This window comes from Psychrobacillus sp. NPDC093180 (assembly GCF_044754065.1).
Lineage (GTDB): Bacteria > Bacillota > Bacilli > Bacillales_A > Planococcaceae > Psychrobacillus.
Genome location: NZ_JBIVOJ010000005.1, coordinates 100,490 through 119,841 on the forward strand (window position 1 = coordinate 100,490; position 19,352 = coordinate 119,841).

A 19,352-nucleotide genomic window follows, 5' to 3' on the forward strand; every position below is an offset into this window, starting at 1 on the left:
CTGCTGAATAAAGTTAAAGCCTCCGGCGGATGTCACAGATTTTGTAAGGAGTTAATTGCTCGCGCAATTCAAAACCTGGACGCAATTACGCTGTGGGGTAATTGATTAGGAGGACCGCTATGAATAAAAAAGAAAAAGAACTTAGTGGTAAGCAAAAAGCAGCGCTCTTATTAATCTCTCTAGGGCCAGAAGTTTCGGCTTCTATTTATAAACATTTGAATGAAGAGGAAATTGAGCGCTTGACATTAGAAATTTCAGGTGTGAAAAAAGTAGAACCTGAAATAAAAGAAGATATTATTGAAGAATTTCATAATATTGCTCTCGCGCAAGATTATATCTCACAAGGCGGTATCGGCTATGCGAAGACGGTGCTTGAAAAAGCACTGGGTGCAGAACATGCGCAAGCGATCATTAATCGATTAACTTCTTCCCTTCAGGTGCGACCTTTTGACTTTGCAAGAAGAGCGGAGCCAACGCAATTATTTAATTTTATCCAAAATGAGCATCCGCAAACAATTGCACTGATTTTATCTTACTTAGAGGCACAGCAAGCGGGTATTATTCTTTCTTCATTGCCACAAGAAATGCAGGCAGATATTGCAAAACGTATTGCGACAATGGATTCTACGTCACCAGAAGTAATAAGTGAAATTGAATCCGTGTTAGAACGGAAACTTTCTTCTACAGTTACGCAAGACTATACCGAAACTGGTGGAGTAGATGCAGTAGTCGAGGTGTTGAACGGCGTAGATCGAACAACAGAAAAAACGATTCTGGATGCTTTAGAAATTCAAGATCCAGAACTTGCAGAAGAGATCAAAAAACGGATGTTTGTATTCGAAGATATTGTTACATTGGACAATCGTTCGATTCAGCGCGTTATTCGTGATTGTGAAAACGAAGACTTACTTCTATCGATGAAAGTATCGAGCGAAGAAGTAAAAGATGTGATTTTCCGAAATATGTCTACGCGTATGGCAGAAACTTTTAAAGAAGAAATGGAATTTATGGGGCCGGTTCGTTTACGTGATGTCGAAGAAGCACAATCTCGTATCGTTACAGTTATTCGAAGATTAGAAGATGCAGGCGAAATCATCATTGCACGTGGTGGAGGAGATGACATTATTGTCTAGGATTTTCCGTGGCGTACAGGTAAATGAAAATAGTGAAAAATTAAAGCCTATTGGAATAAGAAACCTTCATGTAAAAGAAGAATTGGATAGCGAGCGACCACTTTCTTTGGATATTTTATTAAAAGAAAGAGAAAAATTGATGCAGGAAGTAGAGCAGGAAATATCGCAAAAGAAAGCTGCTTTAGCAGAAGAAAGAGAAGCATTCAACCAGTCGATTGAATACGAGCGACAAGCTTGGGATGAACAGAAACTGGCTTTTCAACAACAAGCATATGATGAAGCCTTTACTCAAGGAGTGGAGGAAGGTCGTGAAAAGGCATTTTCTGATATGCAAAACGCCATACAAATGGCGAATGAAGCTATACAAATAGCGCAAGAAAACGCGGCGAAATATTTACAGCAGCAAGAACAAGTTATATTAGAACTTGGCCTTCGAACAGCTGAACGAATAATAGGAACCAAATTAGAAGAAAACGACGAAGTTTTTTTGTCCATCGTGAAAAGAGGATTAAAAGAAGCGAGAGAAATGAAAGAGATTAAGCTGTATGTCTCTCCAACTTATTTTTCCTTAGTTTCAAGCAATCGAGATGAACTTGCCTCATTGTTTCCGATAGATGTGCCTTTTATGATTTTTGTAGATGAAGAAATGGATGCCACGGATTGTTTTATCGAAACAAATCATGGAAGAATCGTAGTCAGCATTGATGAGCAGCTACAAGAGTTAAGACAAAAACTAGTTGGCATACTAGAAAGCATGGAGTGAATGTGATGAAAGCAGTCGATTTAGTTCAACAAATTTCCAATGTGCCTACATTTAAAAAATATGGCCGTGTAAATAGAGTTGTTGGATTAATGATTGAATCTCAAGGTCCTGAAAGCTCAATCGGCGATGTCTGTAAAATTCATATCAACTCTTCTAAAAACGGTCATTCTGTCATTTTTGCTGAAGTAGTCGGGTTTAAAGAAGAAATCGTTATTTTAATGCCGTATACCAATATTCGAGAAATATCAACGGGATGTTTAGTCGAAGGTACGGGTAGCCCCTTAGAGATAAAGGTTGGTCCTGATTTAATAGGGAAAGTGCTCGATTCGATGGGGAATCCGATAGATGGAACTATGTTGCCAAAAGGCTTGATGACTGTTGGCACAGAACAAGATCCACCAAATCCTCTTACCCGTCCACCGATTGACGAACGTATTGAAGTTGGCGTAAAAGCGATTGATGGAATGTTAACGATCGGAAAAGGTCAAAGGGTTGGGATCTTCGCAGGGTCTGGTGTTGGTAAAAGTACATTGCTTGGAATGATAGCAAGAAATACAAATGCTGACTTAAACGTTATTGCCCTTATTGGAGAACGTGGAAGAGAAGTACGTGAGTTTATCGAGCGAGATTTAGGGCAAGAAGGCTTAGCAAGATCAATTGTTGTGGCCGCTACATCAGATTCTCCAGCATTAATGCGTATTAAAGGTGCGTTTACCGCTACAGCAATCGCCGAATATTTTCGAGATAAAGGGCTCAACGTTATGCTGATGATGGACTCTGTGACCCGTGTTGCGATGGCTCAACGTGAAATTGGACTTGCAGTTGGGGAGCCTCCTGCTACAAGAGGGTATACTCCTTCTGTGTTCTCTATCTTACCGAAGCTATTAGAGCGGACGGGTACCAATGAAAATGGAACAATTACTGCGTTTTATACCGTGCTTGTAGACGGTGACGACATGAACGAACCGATTGCAGACACTGTCCGAGGTATTTTAGATGGGCATATCGTACTCGATCGTTCACTTGCTAACAAAGGGCAGTATCCAGCGATCAATGTACTGAAAAGTATTAGCCGGCTGATGAATCATATATCGGATGAAAAACATAAAAAAGCAGCGGAACGTTTACGAGATTTATATTTTACGTATAACAAATCAGAGGATTTGATCAATATAGGTGCTTATAAACGAGGAACATCCAGAGAAATTGATGAAGCAATACAGTATGAGCCTTTAATCACAGCATTTTTAAAACAAGGCTATTTAGATAAAGTATCCTTACAGTCGAGTGTAGATGAATTAGTGAAACTAGCAGGTGGTGGTTCGTAAAATGGTTGCCTATCAATATAAATTTGCAAAAGTATTAAACATTCGAGAACAGGAAAAGTCAGAAACGGAAATCGCGTATAAAGAATCTGTCCATTCCTTTGAAAAAGTAGCGACGGAATTATATGAGCTATTGAAAAAGCAAGAAGATACAGTGGATGCGCAGAATGACCGTTTATCATCAGGGTTGTCTGTCGATCAAGTCCATCATTATTCCAAATATATAGATGGACTTCAAAAAAGAATTGATGTAGTTCAAAAAGAAGTCATACAAGCACGTACGAAGATGAACTGGTTCGAAGAGAAGCTAGTGGAAAAATCGTTAGAAGTACGAAAGTTCGAAAAGATGAAAGAAAAAGACTTTGAACAATTCAGGCAAGAACAACAACGACTAGAAACGATACAGTTAGATGAGATTTCTTCTTTAAAGTTTCAAAACAAAGAGATTAGGTGAGTAAAAGCATGGCTAACCGGAACAAATCGAAGAAAAGCATTCTACAAGAAGAAAATAATGCAAAAGGTATAAGCAAAATGAAAATGTTTTTTTATTGGTTTATCATTCCTTTGTTATTTGCTTTAGCTCTCCTACTAATCATTGCTCAAATATTGAATGTAAATGTTTTTGAGAAAGCAAAAGAGTTAACCGGTGTTGGACAAACTGAAGTAGTAACAGAAGACTTAAAGACGGATAATCTTGAACAACGAGTTGTTTCTTTACAAGCAGAAATTCAACAAAAAGAGGCAGAAATAGGTCAACTGCAACAGCAGATAGAAGACTCTGCAAAATCAAATGAAGCGCTGCTAGTAGAACAGGAACGACTACTCGATGAAATAGAAACACTTAAAAGAGAACAAACAAGCACGAAACAAGCATATAGCGAAATAGTTTCGACGTTTGAAAAAATGTCTGCTAAAGCGGCTGCTCCCGTCATAACGAAAATGAGTGATGCAGAAGCGCTGCGCATACTAACTAGTTTAAAACCAGATACAGTAGCAAAAATTTATGAAAAAATGACGCCTGAAGACGCGGCAAAATATACAGAGCTAATGGCAGAGTAATAACAGCTCTAATTGAAGGGAGGTGAGATAGTTCGTGAATCTCGCAACAATTGTCAATATGGGAAATAATATAGCACTACCAGCTAAGGGGCAACAGTTATCTCCTCAAAGCAATCAAATTTTTGGCAATGTTTTTGGACAAATATTATCCAATCAACAACTTCAACCAACAGTTGATACAATGCTTAAAATACCTGAACAGGATGTAACTCAAGACATATTATCCATTCTTAATACAGCATCGCTAGAAGAATTACAAACGTTACTCGGATCGAAGGAATTAGAGGTAAATCCGAAACAGTTAAAAGAGTTGCTTTCCAAGCTACTAGGAGAAGATATTGATCCGGTAGAAGAAATGACAGAATCCAATGTATGGGACATTCTAGCAGGCATACAACAACAGGCAAGTAAGCTAACTGATGCGATTACCTTATCGCTTAATGGTCAAGGATCAGCATCACCAGCAGAAGCAAAGCAAGCTGTACAATTACTAAAAATAGCACAGCTAATTGGCAATAAATCGGATCTTAATTTAAAACAAGAATCCACATTATTTGATCTAAAACAATTGCTTGAAAATGTCAAAGAAAGTACGACGGAAATTACTGTAACTGGAAATCAAAAGCCGGATATGATGCAAGGATTAAAGCAAGTTACCCAACAAGTAATCGTTCGACAAGTTACAAACCAGGTTCCAAATGAAACGATTGTTGAAATGAAAGAAGAAACGACTAATATACAATCGCAATCTTCTACAATGGTACAAACAAAAGTAGAAACAGTATCGATCACATTACCGACTGAAAAACCTGCACAATCAGAAGAATTTTTGAAAGAGCTTCAAAAGGTCATGAATCGTGTACAGTTTGGACAAACCGGCGGAGCAAATAGACTAGTTATTAAAGTGTATCCAGAGCAGCTTGGCACAATTCGTATTGAATTAGTCCAAAAGGATGGAATATTAACTGCAAAAATGTTGGCATCTACCGCTCTTGGAAAAGAGTTATTAGATTCAAACTCCAATCATTTAAAGCAAAGCTTAGTTAATCAAAATATTCAAATCGACAAGCTAGAAATAACGCAAGCTCTACAAGATACAAATAGACAAGAAAGAAACCAATCTTTCCAAGAGTCATTTAAACAACAGCAACAACAGCAGCAAGAGGAATCCAATGAGAAACCAGAAGACCAATCTTCATTTGAAGAGTTTTTAAAGGAAATGGAGGTATAGCAAGTGGCTGACATGAACCCAATTACAAGTAATATGTACTTGGCAAATCAAAAAAAGGTAGAAAAGCAAACGGGGAACAGTGCACTTGGAAAAGATGCGTTTTTAAAAATATTAATGGCGCAACTACAAAACCAAGATCCAACAAACCCAATGAAAGACACCGAGTTCATCGCTCAAATGGCGCAATTCTCTTCTTTAGAACAAATGTCTAACTTAACGAAAGCATTTGAGAACTTTGCACAAGTACAAGAGCAAAGCCAAATGATCGAGTATAGTAGCTTCGTAGGAAAAGAAGTGAAATGGCATGAGTTAACAGACAAGCTAGATGAAGCGGGCAAGCCTATTGCAAATGAAGGTACCGGTCAAATAAAAGCGATTAAATTTGTTAATGGTAATGTAGAATTTACACTCGCGGACGGTAAAGTGATTTCACCAGGAAATATTTCTGAAATTGTAGCAAACGGAGCAGGTGCAAATAGCTTAGTAGAAGCAAGTATGATGATAGGTAAAACAGTAGGCTATATGAACGGTGAAACAACAGGAACCGGACAGGTTGTTTCTGTAACAAAAAAAGACGGATCAATCGTTTATAACTTAAGTGATAACACGACAATTACAGCTGATCAAATAAATTCGATTAGTTAATAGAACGGGGACTTGCAATGGACAACATGAAGATGAATCGAGTTCCGCTGCAACCAACAATCCGTCAAGCTTATACATCCAAACAAGTCACAACGCCAAAACAATCGTTCTTACAGCATTTACATGAGGCTACCGTAAAAACAGAGCTGAAAGTTAGCAAACATGCAAATCAACGATTGATTGATAGAAATATTCACATCTCAGAAGCACAATGGCAAATGATAAATGACAAAGTAGCAGAAGCACGTTCAAAAGGTGTAAAAGACTCTCTAGTCTTGACGGATCAAGCAGCTTTAATCGTCAGTGCAAAAAATGCAACAGTGATTACTGCTATGGATCGCACGGAAGCAAACAATCAATTATTTACAAATATCGATGGCACGATCGTGCTCAACTAATAAATAGCAGGACCTTGAAAAGGATGCTATGTGCAGCGGACTGATTGAAGCTAGCACACAAATCGAAGGGAGAAAAATTAAATGATTCGCTCAATGTACTCAGGAATTTCAGGTTTAAAAAACTTTCAAACAAAACTAGACGTGATTGGTAACAATATTGCAAATGTTAATACTTATGGATTTAAAAAGGGACGTACAGTTTTTAAAGATTTGATTTCACAAACTACTGCAGGAGCAACAGCTGCGACAGCTACACGCGGAGGAGTTAATGCTAAACAAGTTGGATTAGGATCTCAATTGGCAAGCATTGATACTATTCACTCTGGGGGTTCTTTACAGACTACTGGTAATACATTGGATTTAGGTATTTCGGGAGAAGGATATTTTCAGGTGAGCGAAAATGGTTCTACTGATATCTCTTATACTAGAGCCGGGAACTTCTATCTAGACAGCAACGGTGATTTAGTAAATGGAGATGGTATGTATTTAGTAGGTGATACTACACCTTTAAATATTCCAGTAGACTCACAAAGTATGTCAATTGGACAAGATGGTACAGTTACTTATGTTGATAATGCGGGAGCTCTACAAACTGCGGGTGTAATTCAAATGGCAAAATTCCCAAATAGCGGCGGATTAACAAAAGCAGGTTCAAACTATTTTAAAGAATCTCCAGCTTCTGGTGCTCCATTAGCAGGTAATCCTTTAGAGGAAGGTCGTGGATCTATCAACTCAGGTTTCCTAGAAATGTCCAACGTTGACTTATCCGAAGAATTCACAGACATGATCGTAGCACAACGTGGGTTCCAAGCGAACACTCGTATTATTACAACTTCTGATTCCATTTTAGAAGAGCTTATCAACTTAAAACGTTAATCTATTAAACTAGTATATTTGTAAGGGAGGGGTGGGCCGTTCCTTGAATGGCCCGGCCCTTTATATATGATTAACTTAACACGATTAAATGGCAAAGAGTTTTCGTTGAATGCTCTATACATAGAGACAGTGGAAGCTTTTCCGGATACAACGATTACACTTACAAATGGTCATAAATATGTTGCGTTGGAATCCAGAGAAGAAGTACACGCTCAAATTTCTCAGTTTTACAAGGATATACATATATTAGCGAACCCCCATATAAGAGGTGAAGATCATGAAGAATAAAAATAAACTGCTAACGATTATGCTGATCATTTTAGTTTCCATCACTTTAGTGGGTGTCATTGCAGTGCTCATTATTTTTCAACTTAATAAAGGTGAAGAAGAAACAGGACCGACTATCGATGAAATAGTTGAATCCTCGGTCGATATACCGGAAATCACGACGAATCTTGCAGCGAATAAATTCATTCGTATTTCGTTAAAAGTGCAAACGGATAATCCAAAAGCTGCTGAAGAGTTAACGAAAAGGGATTTCCAAGTGAAAAATATTGTTATTACAGAGCTTTCTGAAATGACGCCAGAAGATTTAGAAGGAAAGACAGGAAAAGCAAATTTTCAATCATCCTTGAAAACGAAAATTAATGAGTTAATGGATGAAGGGGAAGTGCAGCAAGTTTATATAACTTCTTATATAATTCAGTAATGTACTATTTTTTTGAATGGAGGTGGGCAGATTGGCAGGAGATATATTATCTCAATCAGAAATAGATGCGTTGTTAAGTGCTCTTTCAACAGGCGAAATGACAGCAGATGAGATGAAAAGTGAGCAGGAAGCTAAAAAAGTTAGAGTATATGACTTTAAGCGAGCACTTCGTTTCTCAAAAGATCAAATTCGTAGTTTAACACGAATTCATGAAAATTTTGCTCGTTTATTAACAACATTTTTTTCTGCCCAATTAAGATCGTACGTACAAATTTCTGTCGTATCCGTGGATCAAATTCCGTTTGAAGAATTTATTCGTTCGGTACCACATATGACGTTGATCAATGTGTTTGAAGTTCCCCCATTAGAAGGAAATATTCTAATGGAGATTAATCCAAATATCGCTTACACGATGCTGGATCTTTTAATGGGTGGTCGAGGGGAAACTCATACAAAGACATATAATTTAACAGAGATTGAAACGAAAATAATGACGAATCTATTTGAGCGTTCGTTTGATAATTTAAGAGAAGCTTGGGCTAATATTGCAGATATTGATCCAATTCTTACAGAGCTAGAAGTCAACCCACAATTTTTACAGATGATTTCACCGAACGAAACAGTAGTCGTTATATCCTTTAATACGATTATTGGAGAAACAAGTGGAATGATCAATATTTGTATACCACATGTTGTTTTAGAACCAATCGTACCTAATTTATCGGTGCGTTATTGGATGCAAACAAATAAAAAAGAAGTATCTCCTGAGCAGTTAAAAGTACTCGAAAAACGTGTTAAATCAGCAGAAATACCAATAGTAGCAGAAATAGGGTCCACTAATATTTCTATTGAAGACTTGTTGTACTTACAATTAGGAGATGTAATTCAGTTAAATGCAAAAATAGATGATCCTTTAACAGTAAAAGTTGGGGATATGCCGAAGTTTAAAGCACAACCGGGTAAACTTAAAAATCGGATGGCTGTACAAGTCATGGAAACATTGAAAGGAGGAGAGGAAGATGATGAGTGATGATATGCTCTCCCAAGAAGAAATTGAGGCCCTCCTAAGGGGAACAACATTGGAAGAAGAGAAAAAAAGTAAACAAGCAACGAATGATATTCAAATAGGAGATTATTTGGATGATTTTGCTCAAGACACTTTAGGAGAAATCGGAAATATATCTTTTGGTAGTTCTGCTACTGCATTGTCTGCTCTTTTAGGTCAAAAAGTAGAGATAACGACACCAAATATTAGCATGATTAATCGTTCGAGACTTAAAGAGGAATTTCCACAACCATACGTAGCAGTTCAAGTTCATTATACAGCTGGGCTCACTGGGATGAATCTTCTTGTCATCAAACAATCAGATGCTACAATAATTGCAGATTTAATGCTTGGTGGAGACGGAATTGACCCAAAACCAGAACTGAGTGAAATTCAGTTAAGTGCAGTGCAAGAAGCGATGAATCAAATGATGGGCTCCGCAGCGACATCTATGTCGACTGTGTTTAATAAAAAAGTGGATATTTCACCACCTTCTATTGACCTGATGAACTTATTAGCTGATGAAGGAACGGATGCCATTCCAGACGATGAGATGTTGATAAAAGTATCGTTTCGTTTAAAAATTGGCGACTTAATCGATTCGAATATTATGCAATTACTTCCGCTTGAATTCGGATTGAACATAGTACAATCATTAATGGGAGAAGAAGAAGAGCAAGAAGCCGCTGCAACGATCATGGAAGAAAGAGTAGAAACTACTCCAGTACAAACACAAAATCCGGTGGCGCAAACAGGGCAAACTCGCCAGCAAGTACAAGAGCAAGCGCCAATGCAATTTACTCAACCACGTCAAGCGCAGCCACAAGTGGAAGTGCAGCAAGCACAATTTACTAGTTTTGAAGCACCAAGTCTGACACAAAATGAATCGAGAAATTTAAATTTACTACTTGATATACCGCTACAAGTAACAGTAGAATTAGGTCGTACTAAAAGAACAGTGAAGGATATACTGGAACTGACAAGTGGCTCTATTATTGAACTAGACAAATTGGCTGGAGAACCAGTTGATATTTTAGTAAATAATAGACATATTGCTAAAGGGGAAGTCGTAGTAATTGATGAAAACTTCGGTGTTCGAATTACCGATATTCTAAGCCAAGCAGATCGTATTAACAATTTACAATAAGTAATGGGGGAGACATACTATGTCAAAAAGAATTTTAGTAGTAGACGATGCTGCATTTATGCGCATGATGATCAAAGATATTTTATCTAAAAACGGGTTTGAAGTAGTTGGAGAAGCTGGAGACGGGGTACAAGCTATTGAGAAATACGCTGAACTTAAACCAGATTTAGTAACGATGGATATTACAATGCCTGAAATGGATGGAATTGCTGCATTAAAAGAAATTAAAGCAAAAGATCCAAATGCAGTTATTATTATGTGTTCTGCTATGGGACAACAAGCAATGGTTATTGATGCTATTCAAGCTGGTGCAAAAGATTTTATCGTAAAACCTTTCCAAGCAGACAGAGTAATTGAAGCAATTTCCAAAGCAATCGGGTAATACAATGATGAGGAAATTCACCCTCGTATTTTGTATCATCACTACTTTATTTTTGCTAGTTGATCACAACGTATTTGCGGCTACAGATCCTAATGAAAGTATTGAAGAACATTATAAACCAAAGACGGATAGAACAGATGAACAACTTGCTCCCATCGGGGAAGAAGAACAAACGGAAGATATTTCTAATAATCCCGTTTCAGTAACTGCTTGGGATTATGTAAAAATGATTTTCGCTTTATTGTTCGTCGTGTTATTGCTGTTTGGCCTATTAAAGTTTGTAAACAGTAGAAATAAAACGTTTCAACATAATCAGCTAATACAAAATCTAGGTGGAGTTGTCGTCAGTCAAGGTAAATCTGTTCAGTTATTACAAGTTGGCAATTCTCTATTTTTAGTTGGTATTGGAGAAGATATTACTTTATTAAAAGAAATAGAGGATCCAGAAGAAATAGAGAAGCTAACGAAAATATATGAAGAAAAACAAGATATCGGGAAAACAGTTCCATACATATCCGAGCTAGTTCATCGTATGAAAGAAAATGTATCTACTAAGTCAAAAAATAATGAGCAAAAAAATCCATCATTTAACGAAACGTTTCAAAAAAAGTTGCGAGAAATAAAAAAAGACCGTAGTGATGTATTAAAGGATTGGAAGACAAAGGAGAGCGAAAAAAATGAATGATTTTGTCCAGTTCTTTTCGGACAGTGATCCGTCAAATGTCTCTACTTCAATCAAGTTAATGCTATTGCTGACGGTTTTATCTTTGGCACCAAGCATTTTAATATTAATGACAAGCTTTGCTCGAATCGTTATTATTCTATCCTTTGTCCGGACGGCACTTGCCACACAGCAAATGCCTCCGAACCAGGTGATTGTTGGTCTGGCGTTATTTTTAACATTTTTCATCATGGCGCCTACATTCCAGCAAGTAAATGAAGAGGCTTTAACTCCTCTTTTCAATGAAGAGATAACGTTAGAGCAGGCGTATGAAAATGCAAGTGGTCCATTTAAAGCGTTTATGAGCAAGCATACGAGGCAAAAAGATTTAGAATTATTTTTACGTTATACAGAGGCAGAACGACCAGAAACAATTGAGGATATCCCGCTAACGGTTATGGTTCCTGCATTTGCCCTAAGTGAGATTAAAACAGCCTTTCAAATAGGGTTTATGATATTTATTCCTTTCTTAGTAATCGATATGATCGTTGCCAGTGTATTAATGTCGATGGGTATGATGATGTTACCACCTGTTATGATCTCATTGCCGTTTAAAATATTATTGTTTGTATTAGTGGATGGTTGGTATTTAGTCATGAAATCCATATTACAAAGTTTTTAGGAGCTGATTGTTATGAATAATGAAATGGTAATTTCAATTGCAGAAAGAGCAATTTGGGTCATTCTTCTGGCATCAGGTCCTCTTCTTTTGGTCGCTCTAATAACTGGTCTTGCGGTAAGTATTTTTCAGGCAACTACACAAATTCAAGAACAAACACTTGCATTTGTTCCGAAAATTGTAGCTGTTTTAGTTGCCATCGTTTTTTTCGGGCCTTGGATGTTATCGCAGGTGACATCTTATGCTGCAGATATATTTGAAAATTTAATACGATACATTGGTTGAGAACATGGAAGAAATTATACCTAGTTTAACAGTATTATTATTAATCATTGCAAGGGTTTCTGCTTTTTTCGTCATTTTGCCTCTTTTTTCGCATCGTACGATACCTGCATCTCACAGGATTGCTCTTGCGGTCGTCCTATCATGGATGATGTATTACACGATGGATGTAGAACCTTTTGAAGTGAATGGGGATTATCTTTTATTAATTATCAAAGAAGTAATGGTTGGCTTGTTTATTGGATTACTTGCTTATATCATTATGTCCGCTGTACAAATCGCTGGAGGGTTTATAGACTTTCAAATGGGGTTTGCTATTGCAAATGTTATTGATCCACAAACTGGCGCGCAAAGCCCTTTAGTCGGTCAATTTTTGAATACATTAGCACTCCTTTTGTTGCTTGCTCTAAATGGTCATCATTTGTTGTTAGATGGTGTTTTTTATAGCTATCAATTTATCCCGATGGAGCTTACGTGGCCAGCATTTGGACAAGAAAATTATGTAGAGTTTATCATGAGAACGTTTGCGGGTATTTTTGCTGTAGCCTTTCAAATGTCAATACCAATTGTTGCAACCCTTTTTTTAGTAGATATTGCTTTAGGTATTACGGCAAGAACCGTTCCTCAGTTAAATATTTTTGTCATAGGGTTTCCTATTAAAATAGGTGTTAGTTTCTTAGTGTTGCTCATTATGATCGGTGTTTTAATGGCAGTTGTACAGAAAATGTTTGAAATTATGATCGTCAGTATGCGCGATTTAATGATTATTTTAGGAGGTGGCTAATATGTTCAGACTCCAATTAGATTTACAGTTTTTTGCTGGAGAAAAAACAGAAAAAGCGACCCCTAAAAAGAGGCAAGATTCACGTAAAAAAGGACAAGTATTAAAAAGCCAAGATGTTACAAGTGCCATCGTGTTACTTTCCGTTTTTTTATTTTTATTTTTCTTTTCTGGATTTTTACGATCTGAAATTTTTTCTTTTTTTGATGTGACGTTCACCAAATATATGTTAGTGGAAACATTGACCATTGAGACATCTATTGAAATTTATAAAGATTTATTGATGGAAATGGCAGTCATCTTACTGCCGATTATGCTAGTAGCTGTAGTGGCTGCAATCGCTGCCAACTTTTTTCAATTTGGATTGCTTTTTACAACGGAACCACTCAAGTTTGATCTTAAAAAGATTGATCCGATTAAAGGGTTAAAACGTATTTTTTCACTTAAAGCAATTATCGAGCTATTGAAATCGATATTGAAAATTTCGTTTATCGGTTCGGTAACAACACTTATTTTATGGATGAATTTAGAACAAGTCTTGTCCTTGTCCTTTAAAACAGCTTGGGATACATTATCGACCGTTGGATGGTTGACGGGGATGATGGGGATATCGGCATCTGTAGTGTTGTTATTTATATCGATATTAGATTTCTTTTATCAACGATTTGACTATGAAAAAAACTTAAAAATGTCGAAGCAGGACATTAAAGATGAACATAAAAACTCAGAGGGAGATCCGATCATTAAATCCCGTATAAGACAAAGGCAAAGGGAAATGGCAATGCGACGTATGATGCAAGAAGTCCCTACAGCGGATGTGGTTATAACAAACCCAACGCATTTTGCCATTGCACTAAAGTACGATGATGAATTGATGGATGCCCCTATAGTTGTAGCTAAAGGAGCAGATCTTGTTGCTCAAAAGATCAAGCTGATTGCAAAAGAAAACGATGTAGTAATGGTAGAAAATAGGCCACTTGCCAGAGCGATGTTTGACCAAGTAGAAATTGGTCAACGAATTCCCGATGAATTTTTCAAGGCGATCGCTGAAGTGCTAGCTTATGTATATCGAATTAAACAAAAAATTTAAAGGCAAAGATTGAGGTGGAAGTATATGCAAATCCGCGATATATCCGTTTTAGCAGCTGTCATTTCCATTGTGGCTATGCTAGTAATACCTCTTCCTCATTGGTTGTTAAGTTTTCTGATAATAGTTAATATTACCATAGCTTTATTGATATTAATGACGGCTATGAATATGCAGGAGGCTTTACAGTTTTCCGTTTTTCCCACAGTCGTATTACTTGTCACTTTGTTTAGACTTGCCTTGAACGTCTCGACTACTAGAGCAATTTTAGCAGAAGGGGACGCGGGGACAGTAGTAGAAACTTTCGGTACGTTTGTAACAGGTGGGAATCTGTTAGTTGGTTTAGTAGTATTTGCTATTTTAGTTATTATCAATTTCATTGTAATTACTAAAGGGGCAGAACGTGTATCGGAAGTTGCCGCTCGTTTTACATTGGACGCTATGCCTGGTAAACAAATGAGTATCGATGCGGATTTAAATGCTGGGATGATTTCTGAAAAAGAGGCAAGAGAAAGACGTGAAAAAGTTAGTGGAGAAGCAGACTTTTACGGGGCTATGGATGGGGCTACCAAATTCGTAAAAGGGGATGCGATCGCTGGTATAATTATTGTTATTATTAACCTATTATTTGGGATTGTTATTGGTGTCGTTCAATTTGGCCTTCCTTTTGCTGAAGCAGCATCCCTATTTTCCACACTAACTGTAGGGGATGGGCTTGTTTCTCAAATTCCGGCGTTATTGATCTCTACTGCAACTGGTATCGTTGTTACAAGAGCAGCATCTAAAGGTAATCTAGGTGGAGACATTACAGGTCAATTATTTAACCAACCAAAACTTTTATATGTTGCGGCTGGTACGATAGCTTTACTTGGTATTGTTACTCCAATTGGAATACTACTCACATTCCCTATTTCGATTGCACTTGCAGTAGGGGCTTATATGATGTCGAAAAGTACGAAAGAAAGTCCGGATGAAATCGAAGAATATGAAGAGGAAGTTGCAACTGATACGATGAAAAGTCCTGAAAATGTTATTAATCTATTAAATGTGGATCCAATCGAATTTGAATTTGGTTATGGATTGATCCCGTTAGTAGATACGGCACAGGGCGGTGATTTACTCGATCGGGTGGTCATGATTCGTAGGCAGTTAGCACTTGAACTTGGAGTGGTCATTCCGGTCGTTCGTATACGAGATAACATTCAGCTACAGCCAAATGAATATCGAATTAAAATTAAAGGAAATGAGATGGCAAGAGGAGAACTATTACTTGACCACTATTTGGCTATGAGTCCTGGTGATGATGATTCGATTGAGGGTATTGATACAATTGAACCTTCTTTTGGATTACCTGCAAAATGGATAACAGAGTCTGTAAAAGAAGACGCCGAAATACTTGGTTATACAGTTGTGGATCCACCAAGTGTTGTATCCACACATATGACGGAAATTATTCGAAACAATGCGCATGAATTGCTGGGTCGTCAAGAGACGAAACAGTTAATCGATCATATTAGAGAAACGTACCCAATCCTTGTAGATGAACTTACGCCTACACCTTTAACGGTTGGGGAAATTCAAAAAGTTTTAGGGAATCTACTGCGTGAACATGTGTCCATTCGAAATTTGCCTATTATTTTTGAAACACTTGCCGATTATTCAAAAATGACGTCCGATGTCGATATATTAACCGAGTATGCGAGACAGTCATTAGCAAAACAAATAACAACGCAATATGCAGGCAATAATCATGTTTTAAAAGTGTTAACCGTTTCAGGAAGAGTAGAAAAGTTAATAGCAGATAGTATTCAGCAAACAGAACATGGGAACTATCTATCTATAGATCCAAATGATTCACAAGCCATTTTAGAATCCATGGCAAGGGAAATAGAACGAGCTTCTTTAATGGAGCAATCGCCAATTGTTCTATGTTCTCCTGCGGTACGCATGTACGTAAGACAAATGACAGAACGATATTTCCCTCAAATTCCGATTCTTTCTTACAACGAACTAGAGTCATCTATTGAGGTACAAAGTGTTGGGGTGGTGAATGTAGAGTGAAAATGAAAAAATATACGGCTGATACGATGCCTGAGGCGATGAAACTAATCCGAAAAGAATTAGGAGAAGAGGCAGTCATTTTAAGTTCGAAGGCTGTCTATTCGAAAGGCTTTTTAGGTTTGTTTAAAAAGAAATCGATTGAAGTATTAGCTGGAATGGATTCAATGGAAAGTCCAGCGCCCATCCTAGAAAAGCCAACCATTCAACAGGTCCAAGAAAATCCTAATTCAATTGCCATCAAAAAGGAATTAGAAGACTTAAAACAAATGGTTAAATCGATAGGGCGCCAAAAACCGAATAGGACTTATCCGGATGAACTGGAAGCTCTTATTCATCATTTGAAGGAGCAAGAATTAGCAGAGGAGCTTATCACATCGATTAGTGATGAGCTTTTCGTGCATATGAAAAAAAACGAAGACCATATTTCTATAGAAATGCAGCAAAAATTGGCGAAAGATTACTTGAAATCTCAGCTTGAAACATTTCCATTTGGCGGTATTTCCTATAACAAGAAATATATCAACGTACTTGGGCCAACTGGAGTAGGAAAAACAACGACTATAGCGAAAATGGCTGCACGTGCTGTATTAGAAAAAAAGAAAAAAGTTGGATTTATTACGACGGATACATATCGAATAGCAGCAATTGAACAATTAAAGACATATGCAGGACTATTACAAGCGCCAATTGAAATTGTCTATAACGAACAGGACTTACAACAAGCAATGCAGAAATTCGAAGCATTAGATGTAGTATTTATCGATACAGCGGGAAGAAATTACAAAGAAGTTAAATTTGTAGAAGACTTGCAAGAGCTAATTGATTTAAAAGAGAATACAGAAACATTTCTTGTCCTATCTTCTACTTCTAAACAGAGGGATATGGAAGTGATTATTGAGCAATTCAAGGAATTCCCAATTGAAAAATTTATTTTTACTAAAGTAGATGAAACAAATTCTATTGGCTCCATTATTAATTTAATGGTTAAATATAAGAAGGGACTTGCTTACTATACGGATGGTCAAGAAGTCCCTGAGGATATTATGGGAACTAGTCTAGATGAATTACTCAATTTATTTTTTAAAGGGGACTCATTATGAGAGATCAAGCTGAGGAGTTACGGCTGCGAATGCTTCGAAGTCAGCAAAAGCTAGGTCGATCTATTGCGGTTGTCAGTGGAAAAGGTGGCGTCGGGAAAAGTAATTTTTCGATGAATTTCACAACCACCTTAAGTGAGGTAGGGAAAAAAGTAGTACTAATTGATATGGACATCGGTATGGGAAATATTCATATACTGCTTGGAAAAACAGTCCCTACTAATTTGAAGGACTATTTAGTCGGAGAAAAAACGCTTGAAGAAGTCATGTTCGAAGGGCCGAATAACCTGCAATATATTTCGGGTGGGTCTGGCCTTTCGGGAGTTATGGAGTGGAATGATAAAATGTTCACTCGCCTAATCGAAGCGTTTGAATATTTGCAAAAAAATTATGATTACATCGTCTTTGATATGGGTGCTGGTGCAACAAGTCAAACCCTAGATTTACTAGTCTCTGTGGATGATATTATTGTCATTACTACTGCAGAACCTACTTCCATAACAGATGCCTATTCGATGATGAAATTTATCTACTTCAAAGATCCAGATAAAAACTTCTTTTTGCTTTGCAATCGAGCATTCTCGGAAGAAGAAGGGTTTGATACGACAACTAGGTTGAAACTTGCAATGTCTAAATTCTTATCAAAAGAAATCATTGTGCTGGGTTCATTACCAGAAGATCCAGCCGTACGTATGTCCGTGAAAGAACAAGTCCCTTTTTCTATTTTATATCCAAATGCCGCCATTACCAAAAAGCTTAAACAAATGGTTAGTAGTTTTACTAATATTGAAGTAGAGGAAACAGATATTCCACACCAAAGTACATTCATCTCTCGGTTGAAAAATCTATTTTCAAGGAGGTCATGAGCGGATGGTTCTTATACCAAAAAAGAAATTATTGATTGTTGATGACTCTGCGTTTATGCGAAAGTTGATAGGTGACTTTTTCAAGGAGAATAATGTAATAGAAGTGGTTGGGATTGCACGCAACGGCAAGGATGCCATTCAAAAAATAAAAGCATTAAAACCTGACGTTGTTACGCTAGACGTAGAGATGCCTGAGATGAATGGGCTAGACGCGTTAAAACAAATTATGGCAGAAACTCCGGTTGCAGTTATCATGTTATCTAGCACTACGCAAAGAGGGACCGAAATTACATTACAGGCTATGGCATATGGGGCAGTAGATTTTGTCGCAAAACCGAGTGGAACGATTTCATTAGATTTACATAAGATTAAAGACGAACTAGTGGCGAAGGTTGAGAATGCTGCACACGTCACCATTAGTAAATTGAATAAAGAAACTACTAAACTTCCGACGACTACACCTAAACTACTAGATAGAAAACCAGTAGCAAGCAACGTAGTTAGTACAAAAAGAGTGTCCAATTGGAGTAAAACGACTAAAAAAATGGTATTGATCGGCACCTCTACAGGAGGCCCTAGAGCATTGCAGGAAGTGATTACAAAGCTTCCCAAAAACATGCAAGCTCCCGTGCTTATTGTGCAGCATATGCCAGCTGGATTTACGAAATCTTTAGCTGAAAGACTCAATCAATTAGCTGAAATAGAAGTAAAAGAAGCGGAAAATGGAGATATCATTCGCAATGGTCATGCCTATATTGCTCCCGGTGGCTATCATATGAAAATCCAAAAAGTTGGAAGTACATATTGCATTGTTTTAGATAACGAAGAGGCGCCTAGAGCAGGACATAGACCGTCAGTAGATGTCTTATTCGAGGATAATAGCCATTATAATGATTTCGATAAAATTGCTGTTATTATGACAGGGATGGGATCAGATGGTTCCAAGGGTCTTGTGCAGCTGAAGAAAAACGGCCATGTCGTAGCCATTGCTGAATCAGCGGACTCATGCATCGTCTATGGTATGCCAAAAGCCGCAGTGGAAACAAAGCTCGTAAATGAAGTAGTCGATTTAGAACATATCGCCAAAGCTATCATACAATATTTACCTTAAAGGGGTGTTAATAA

23 protein-coding genes are annotated in these 19,352 nt (G+C 37.4%); all 23 read left to right on the plus strand.

The annotated features are described in order from the left end of the window. The first annotated feature begins 119 nt into the window (after positions 1 to 119). The 23 genes from fliG (at position 120) to ACIP9W_RS09125 (ending at position 19,338) form a co-directional block, all read left to right on the plus strand. The gene (gene fliG, locus ACIP9W_RS09015) at positions 120 to 1,133 is read left to right on the plus strand and encodes a flagellar motor switch protein FliG (RefSeq protein ID WP_142537760.1); all 1,014 of its coding nucleotides are present in this window, start codon (positions 120 to 122) and stop codon (positions 1,131 to 1,133) included. Continuing rightward, complete coding sequence (gene fliH, locus ACIP9W_RS09020) at positions 1,117 to 1,896, plus strand: flagellar assembly protein FliH (RefSeq protein ID WP_400788356.1); 780 nt, start codon at positions 1,117 to 1,119, stop codon at positions 1,894 to 1,896. Before fliG ends, fliH begins: the two co-directional genes overlap by 17 nt. Before the next feature lie 5 nt (positions 1,897 to 1,901). Then, positions 1,902 to 3,224: a flagellar protein export ATPase FliI gene (fliI, locus tag ACIP9W_RS09025; protein ID WP_400788358.1), complete on the plus strand. Its 1,323-nt coding sequence runs from the start codon at positions 1,902 to 1,904 to the stop codon at positions 3,222 to 3,224. A gap of 1 nt (position 3,225) precedes the next feature. Continuing rightward, positions 3,226 to 3,675, plus strand: coding sequence for a flagellar export protein FliJ (gene fliJ / locus ACIP9W_RS09030; protein ID WP_282245387.1), 450 nt, complete (start codon positions 3,226 to 3,228; stop codon positions 3,673 to 3,675). An 8-nt stretch (positions 3,676 to 3,683) separates the two neighbouring features. Continuing rightward, entirely contained in the window at positions 3,684 to 4,280 is a 597-nt protein-coding gene (locus ACIP9W_RS09035; RefSeq protein ID WP_142537764.1) for a MotE family protein, read from the plus strand. 34 nt (positions 4,281 to 4,314) lie between these two features. Next, a complete protein-coding gene (locus ACIP9W_RS09040; protein ID WP_400788361.1) occupies positions 4,315 to 5,511 on the plus strand; it encodes a flagellar hook-length control protein FliK in 1,197 nt (398 codons plus the stop codon). A 12-nt stretch (positions 5,512 to 5,523) separates the two neighbouring features. Next, complete coding sequence (gene flgD / locus ACIP9W_RS09045) at positions 5,524 to 6,156, plus strand: flagellar hook assembly protein FlgD (RefSeq protein ID WP_400788757.1); 633 nt, start codon at positions 5,524 to 5,526, stop codon at positions 6,154 to 6,156. Positions 6,157 to 6,173: 17 nt separating this feature from the next. Further along, positions 6,174 to 6,554 (plus strand): TIGR02530 family flagellar biosynthesis protein, encoded by a 381-nt coding sequence (locus ACIP9W_RS09050; protein ID WP_142537766.1) that lies wholly within the window; start codon positions 6,174 to 6,176, stop codon positions 6,552 to 6,554. Positions 6,555 to 6,635: 81 nt separating this feature from the next. Next, on the plus strand, positions 6,636 to 7,430 hold the full coding sequence (gene flgG, locus ACIP9W_RS09055; RefSeq protein ID WP_142537767.1) for a flagellar basal body rod protein FlgG: 795 nt from the start codon (positions 6,636 to 6,638) through the stop codon (positions 7,428 to 7,430). A gap of 66 nt (positions 7,431 to 7,496) precedes the next feature. Next, positions 7,497 to 7,718, plus strand: a complete 222-nt coding sequence (locus tag ACIP9W_RS09060) for a flagellar FlbD family protein (RefSeq protein ID WP_282245381.1) — start codon at positions 7,497 to 7,499, stop codon at positions 7,716 to 7,718. After that, complete coding sequence (gene fliL / locus ACIP9W_RS09065; RefSeq protein WP_282245380.1) at positions 7,708 to 8,139, plus strand: flagellar basal body-associated protein FliL; 432 nt, start codon at positions 7,708 to 7,710, stop codon at positions 8,137 to 8,139. Before ACIP9W_RS09060 ends, fliL begins: the two co-directional genes overlap by 11 nt. Positions 8,140 to 8,170: 31 nt before the next feature. After that, positions 8,171 to 9,169, plus strand: coding sequence for a flagellar motor switch protein FliM (fliM, locus tag ACIP9W_RS09070; protein WP_400788365.1), 999 nt, complete (start codon positions 8,171 to 8,173; stop codon positions 9,167 to 9,169). Further along, on the plus strand, positions 9,162 to 10,331 hold the full coding sequence (gene fliY / locus ACIP9W_RS09075) for a flagellar motor switch phosphatase FliY (RefSeq protein WP_400788759.1): 1,170 nt from the start codon (positions 9,162 to 9,164) through the stop codon (positions 10,329 to 10,331). The genes fliM and fliY overlap by 8 nt, the downstream gene beginning before the upstream one ends. Positions 10,332 to 10,350: 19 nt before the next feature. Further along, a complete protein-coding gene (locus tag ACIP9W_RS09080) occupies positions 10,351 to 10,713 on the plus strand; it encodes a response regulator (protein ID WP_142537771.1) in 363 nt (120 codons plus the stop codon). Continuing rightward, positions 10,685 to 11,398 (plus strand): flagellar biosynthetic protein FliO, encoded by a 714-nt coding sequence (locus ACIP9W_RS09085; protein ID WP_400788368.1) that lies wholly within the window; start codon positions 10,685 to 10,687, stop codon positions 11,396 to 11,398. Before ACIP9W_RS09080 ends, ACIP9W_RS09085 begins: the two co-directional genes overlap by 29 nt. Beyond that, positions 11,391 to 12,056, plus strand: a complete 666-nt coding sequence (gene fliP, locus ACIP9W_RS09090; protein ID WP_142537773.1) for a flagellar type III secretion system pore protein FliP — start codon at positions 11,391 to 11,393, stop codon at positions 12,054 to 12,056. Before ACIP9W_RS09085 ends, fliP begins: the two co-directional genes overlap by 8 nt. 12 nt (positions 12,057 to 12,068) lie before the next feature. Then, positions 12,069 to 12,338, plus strand: coding sequence for a flagellar biosynthesis protein FliQ (fliQ, locus tag ACIP9W_RS09095; protein ID WP_093263173.1), 270 nt, complete (start codon positions 12,069 to 12,071; stop codon positions 12,336 to 12,338). Positions 12,339 to 12,342: 4 nt separating this feature from the next. After that, the gene (fliR, locus tag ACIP9W_RS09100) at positions 12,343 to 13,119 is read left to right on the plus strand and encodes a flagellar biosynthetic protein FliR (RefSeq protein WP_282245366.1); all 777 of its coding nucleotides are present in this window, start codon (positions 12,343 to 12,345) and stop codon (positions 13,117 to 13,119) included. A gap of 1 nt (position 13,120) precedes the next feature. Next, the gene (gene flhB / locus ACIP9W_RS09105; protein ID WP_400788371.1) at positions 13,121 to 14,206 is read left to right on the plus strand and encodes a flagellar biosynthesis protein FlhB; all 1,086 of its coding nucleotides are present in this window, start codon (positions 13,121 to 13,123) and stop codon (positions 14,204 to 14,206) included. A 24-nt stretch (positions 14,207 to 14,230) separates the two neighbouring features. Beyond that, positions 14,231 to 16,264 (plus strand): flagellar biosynthesis protein FlhA, encoded by a 2,034-nt coding sequence (flhA, locus tag ACIP9W_RS09110; RefSeq protein ID WP_400788374.1) that lies wholly within the window; start codon positions 14,231 to 14,233, stop codon positions 16,262 to 16,264. After that, positions 16,261 to 17,364, plus strand: coding sequence for a flagellar biosynthesis protein FlhF (locus tag ACIP9W_RS09115; RefSeq protein WP_400788376.1), 1,104 nt, complete (start codon positions 16,261 to 16,263; stop codon positions 17,362 to 17,364). The genes flhA and ACIP9W_RS09115 overlap by 4 nt, the downstream gene beginning before the upstream one ends. Beyond that, positions 17,361 to 18,227, plus strand: coding sequence for a MinD/ParA family protein (locus ACIP9W_RS09120; protein ID WP_400788378.1), 867 nt, complete (start codon positions 17,361 to 17,363; stop codon positions 18,225 to 18,227). Before ACIP9W_RS09115 ends, ACIP9W_RS09120 begins: the two co-directional genes overlap by 4 nt. Before the next feature lie 4 nt (positions 18,228 to 18,231). Further along, complete coding sequence (locus ACIP9W_RS09125) at positions 18,232 to 19,338, plus strand: protein-glutamate methylesterase/protein-glutamine glutaminase (RefSeq protein ID WP_400788380.1); 1,107 nt, start codon at positions 18,232 to 18,234, stop codon at positions 19,336 to 19,338. Positions 19,339 to 19,352 lie beyond the last annotated feature (14 nt).

Coding starts and splice junctions, on each gene's coding strand:
- fliY (WP_400788759.1), top strand. CDS start 9,162: ATGAGTGATGATATGCTCTCCCAAGAAGAAATTGAGGCCCTCCTAAGG.
- fliL (WP_282245380.1), top strand. CDS start 7,708: ATGAAGAATAAAAATAAACTGCTAACGATTATGCTGATCATTTTAGTT.
- flhB (WP_400788371.1), top strand. CDS start 13,121: ATGTTCAGACTCCAATTAGATTTACAGTTTTTTGCTGGAGAAAAAACA.
- ACIP9W_RS09050 (WP_142537766.1), top strand. CDS start 6,174: ATGGACAACATGAAGATGAATCGAGTTCCGCTGCAACCAACAATCCGT.
- ACIP9W_RS09120 (WP_400788378.1), top strand. CDS start 17,361: ATGAGAGATCAAGCTGAGGAGTTACGGCTGCGAATGCTTCGAAGTCAG.
- ACIP9W_RS09080 (WP_142537771.1), top strand. CDS start 10,351: ATGTCAAAAAGAATTTTAGTAGTAGACGATGCTGCATTTATGCGCATG.
- flgG (WP_142537767.1), top strand. CDS start 6,636: ATGATTCGCTCAATGTACTCAGGAATTTCAGGTTTAAAAAACTTTCAA.
- fliI (WP_400788358.1), top strand. CDS start 1,902: ATGAAAGCAGTCGATTTAGTTCAACAAATTTCCAATGTGCCTACATTT.
- ACIP9W_RS09035 (WP_142537764.1), top strand. CDS start 3,684: ATGGCTAACCGGAACAAATCGAAGAAAAGCATTCTACAAGAAGAAAAT.
- fliR (WP_282245366.1), top strand. CDS start 12,343: ATGGAAGAAATTATACCTAGTTTAACAGTATTATTATTAATCATTGCA.
- fliQ (WP_093263173.1), top strand. CDS start 12,069: ATGAATAATGAAATGGTAATTTCAATTGCAGAAAGAGCAATTTGGGTC.
- ACIP9W_RS09060 (WP_282245381.1), top strand. CDS start 7,497: ATGATTAACTTAACACGATTAAATGGCAAAGAGTTTTCGTTGAATGCT.
- fliH (WP_400788356.1), top strand. CDS start 1,117: ATGACATTATTGTCTAGGATTTTCCGTGGCGTACAGGTAAATGAAAAT.
- fliP (WP_142537773.1), top strand. CDS start 11,391: ATGAATGATTTTGTCCAGTTCTTTTCGGACAGTGATCCGTCAAATGTC.
- flgD (WP_400788757.1), top strand. CDS start 5,524: ATGAACCCAATTACAAGTAATATGTACTTGGCAAATCAAAAAAAGGTA.
- flhA (WP_400788374.1), top strand. CDS start 14,231: ATGCAAATCCGCGATATATCCGTTTTAGCAGCTGTCATTTCCATTGTG.
- ACIP9W_RS09125 (WP_400788380.1), top strand. CDS start 18,232: ATGGTTCTTATACCAAAAAAGAAATTATTGATTGTTGATGACTCTGCG.
- fliJ (WP_282245387.1), top strand. CDS start 3,226: ATGGTTGCCTATCAATATAAATTTGCAAAAGTATTAAACATTCGAGAA.
- fliG (WP_142537760.1), top strand. CDS start 120: ATGAATAAAAAAGAAAAAGAACTTAGTGGTAAGCAAAAAGCAGCGCTC.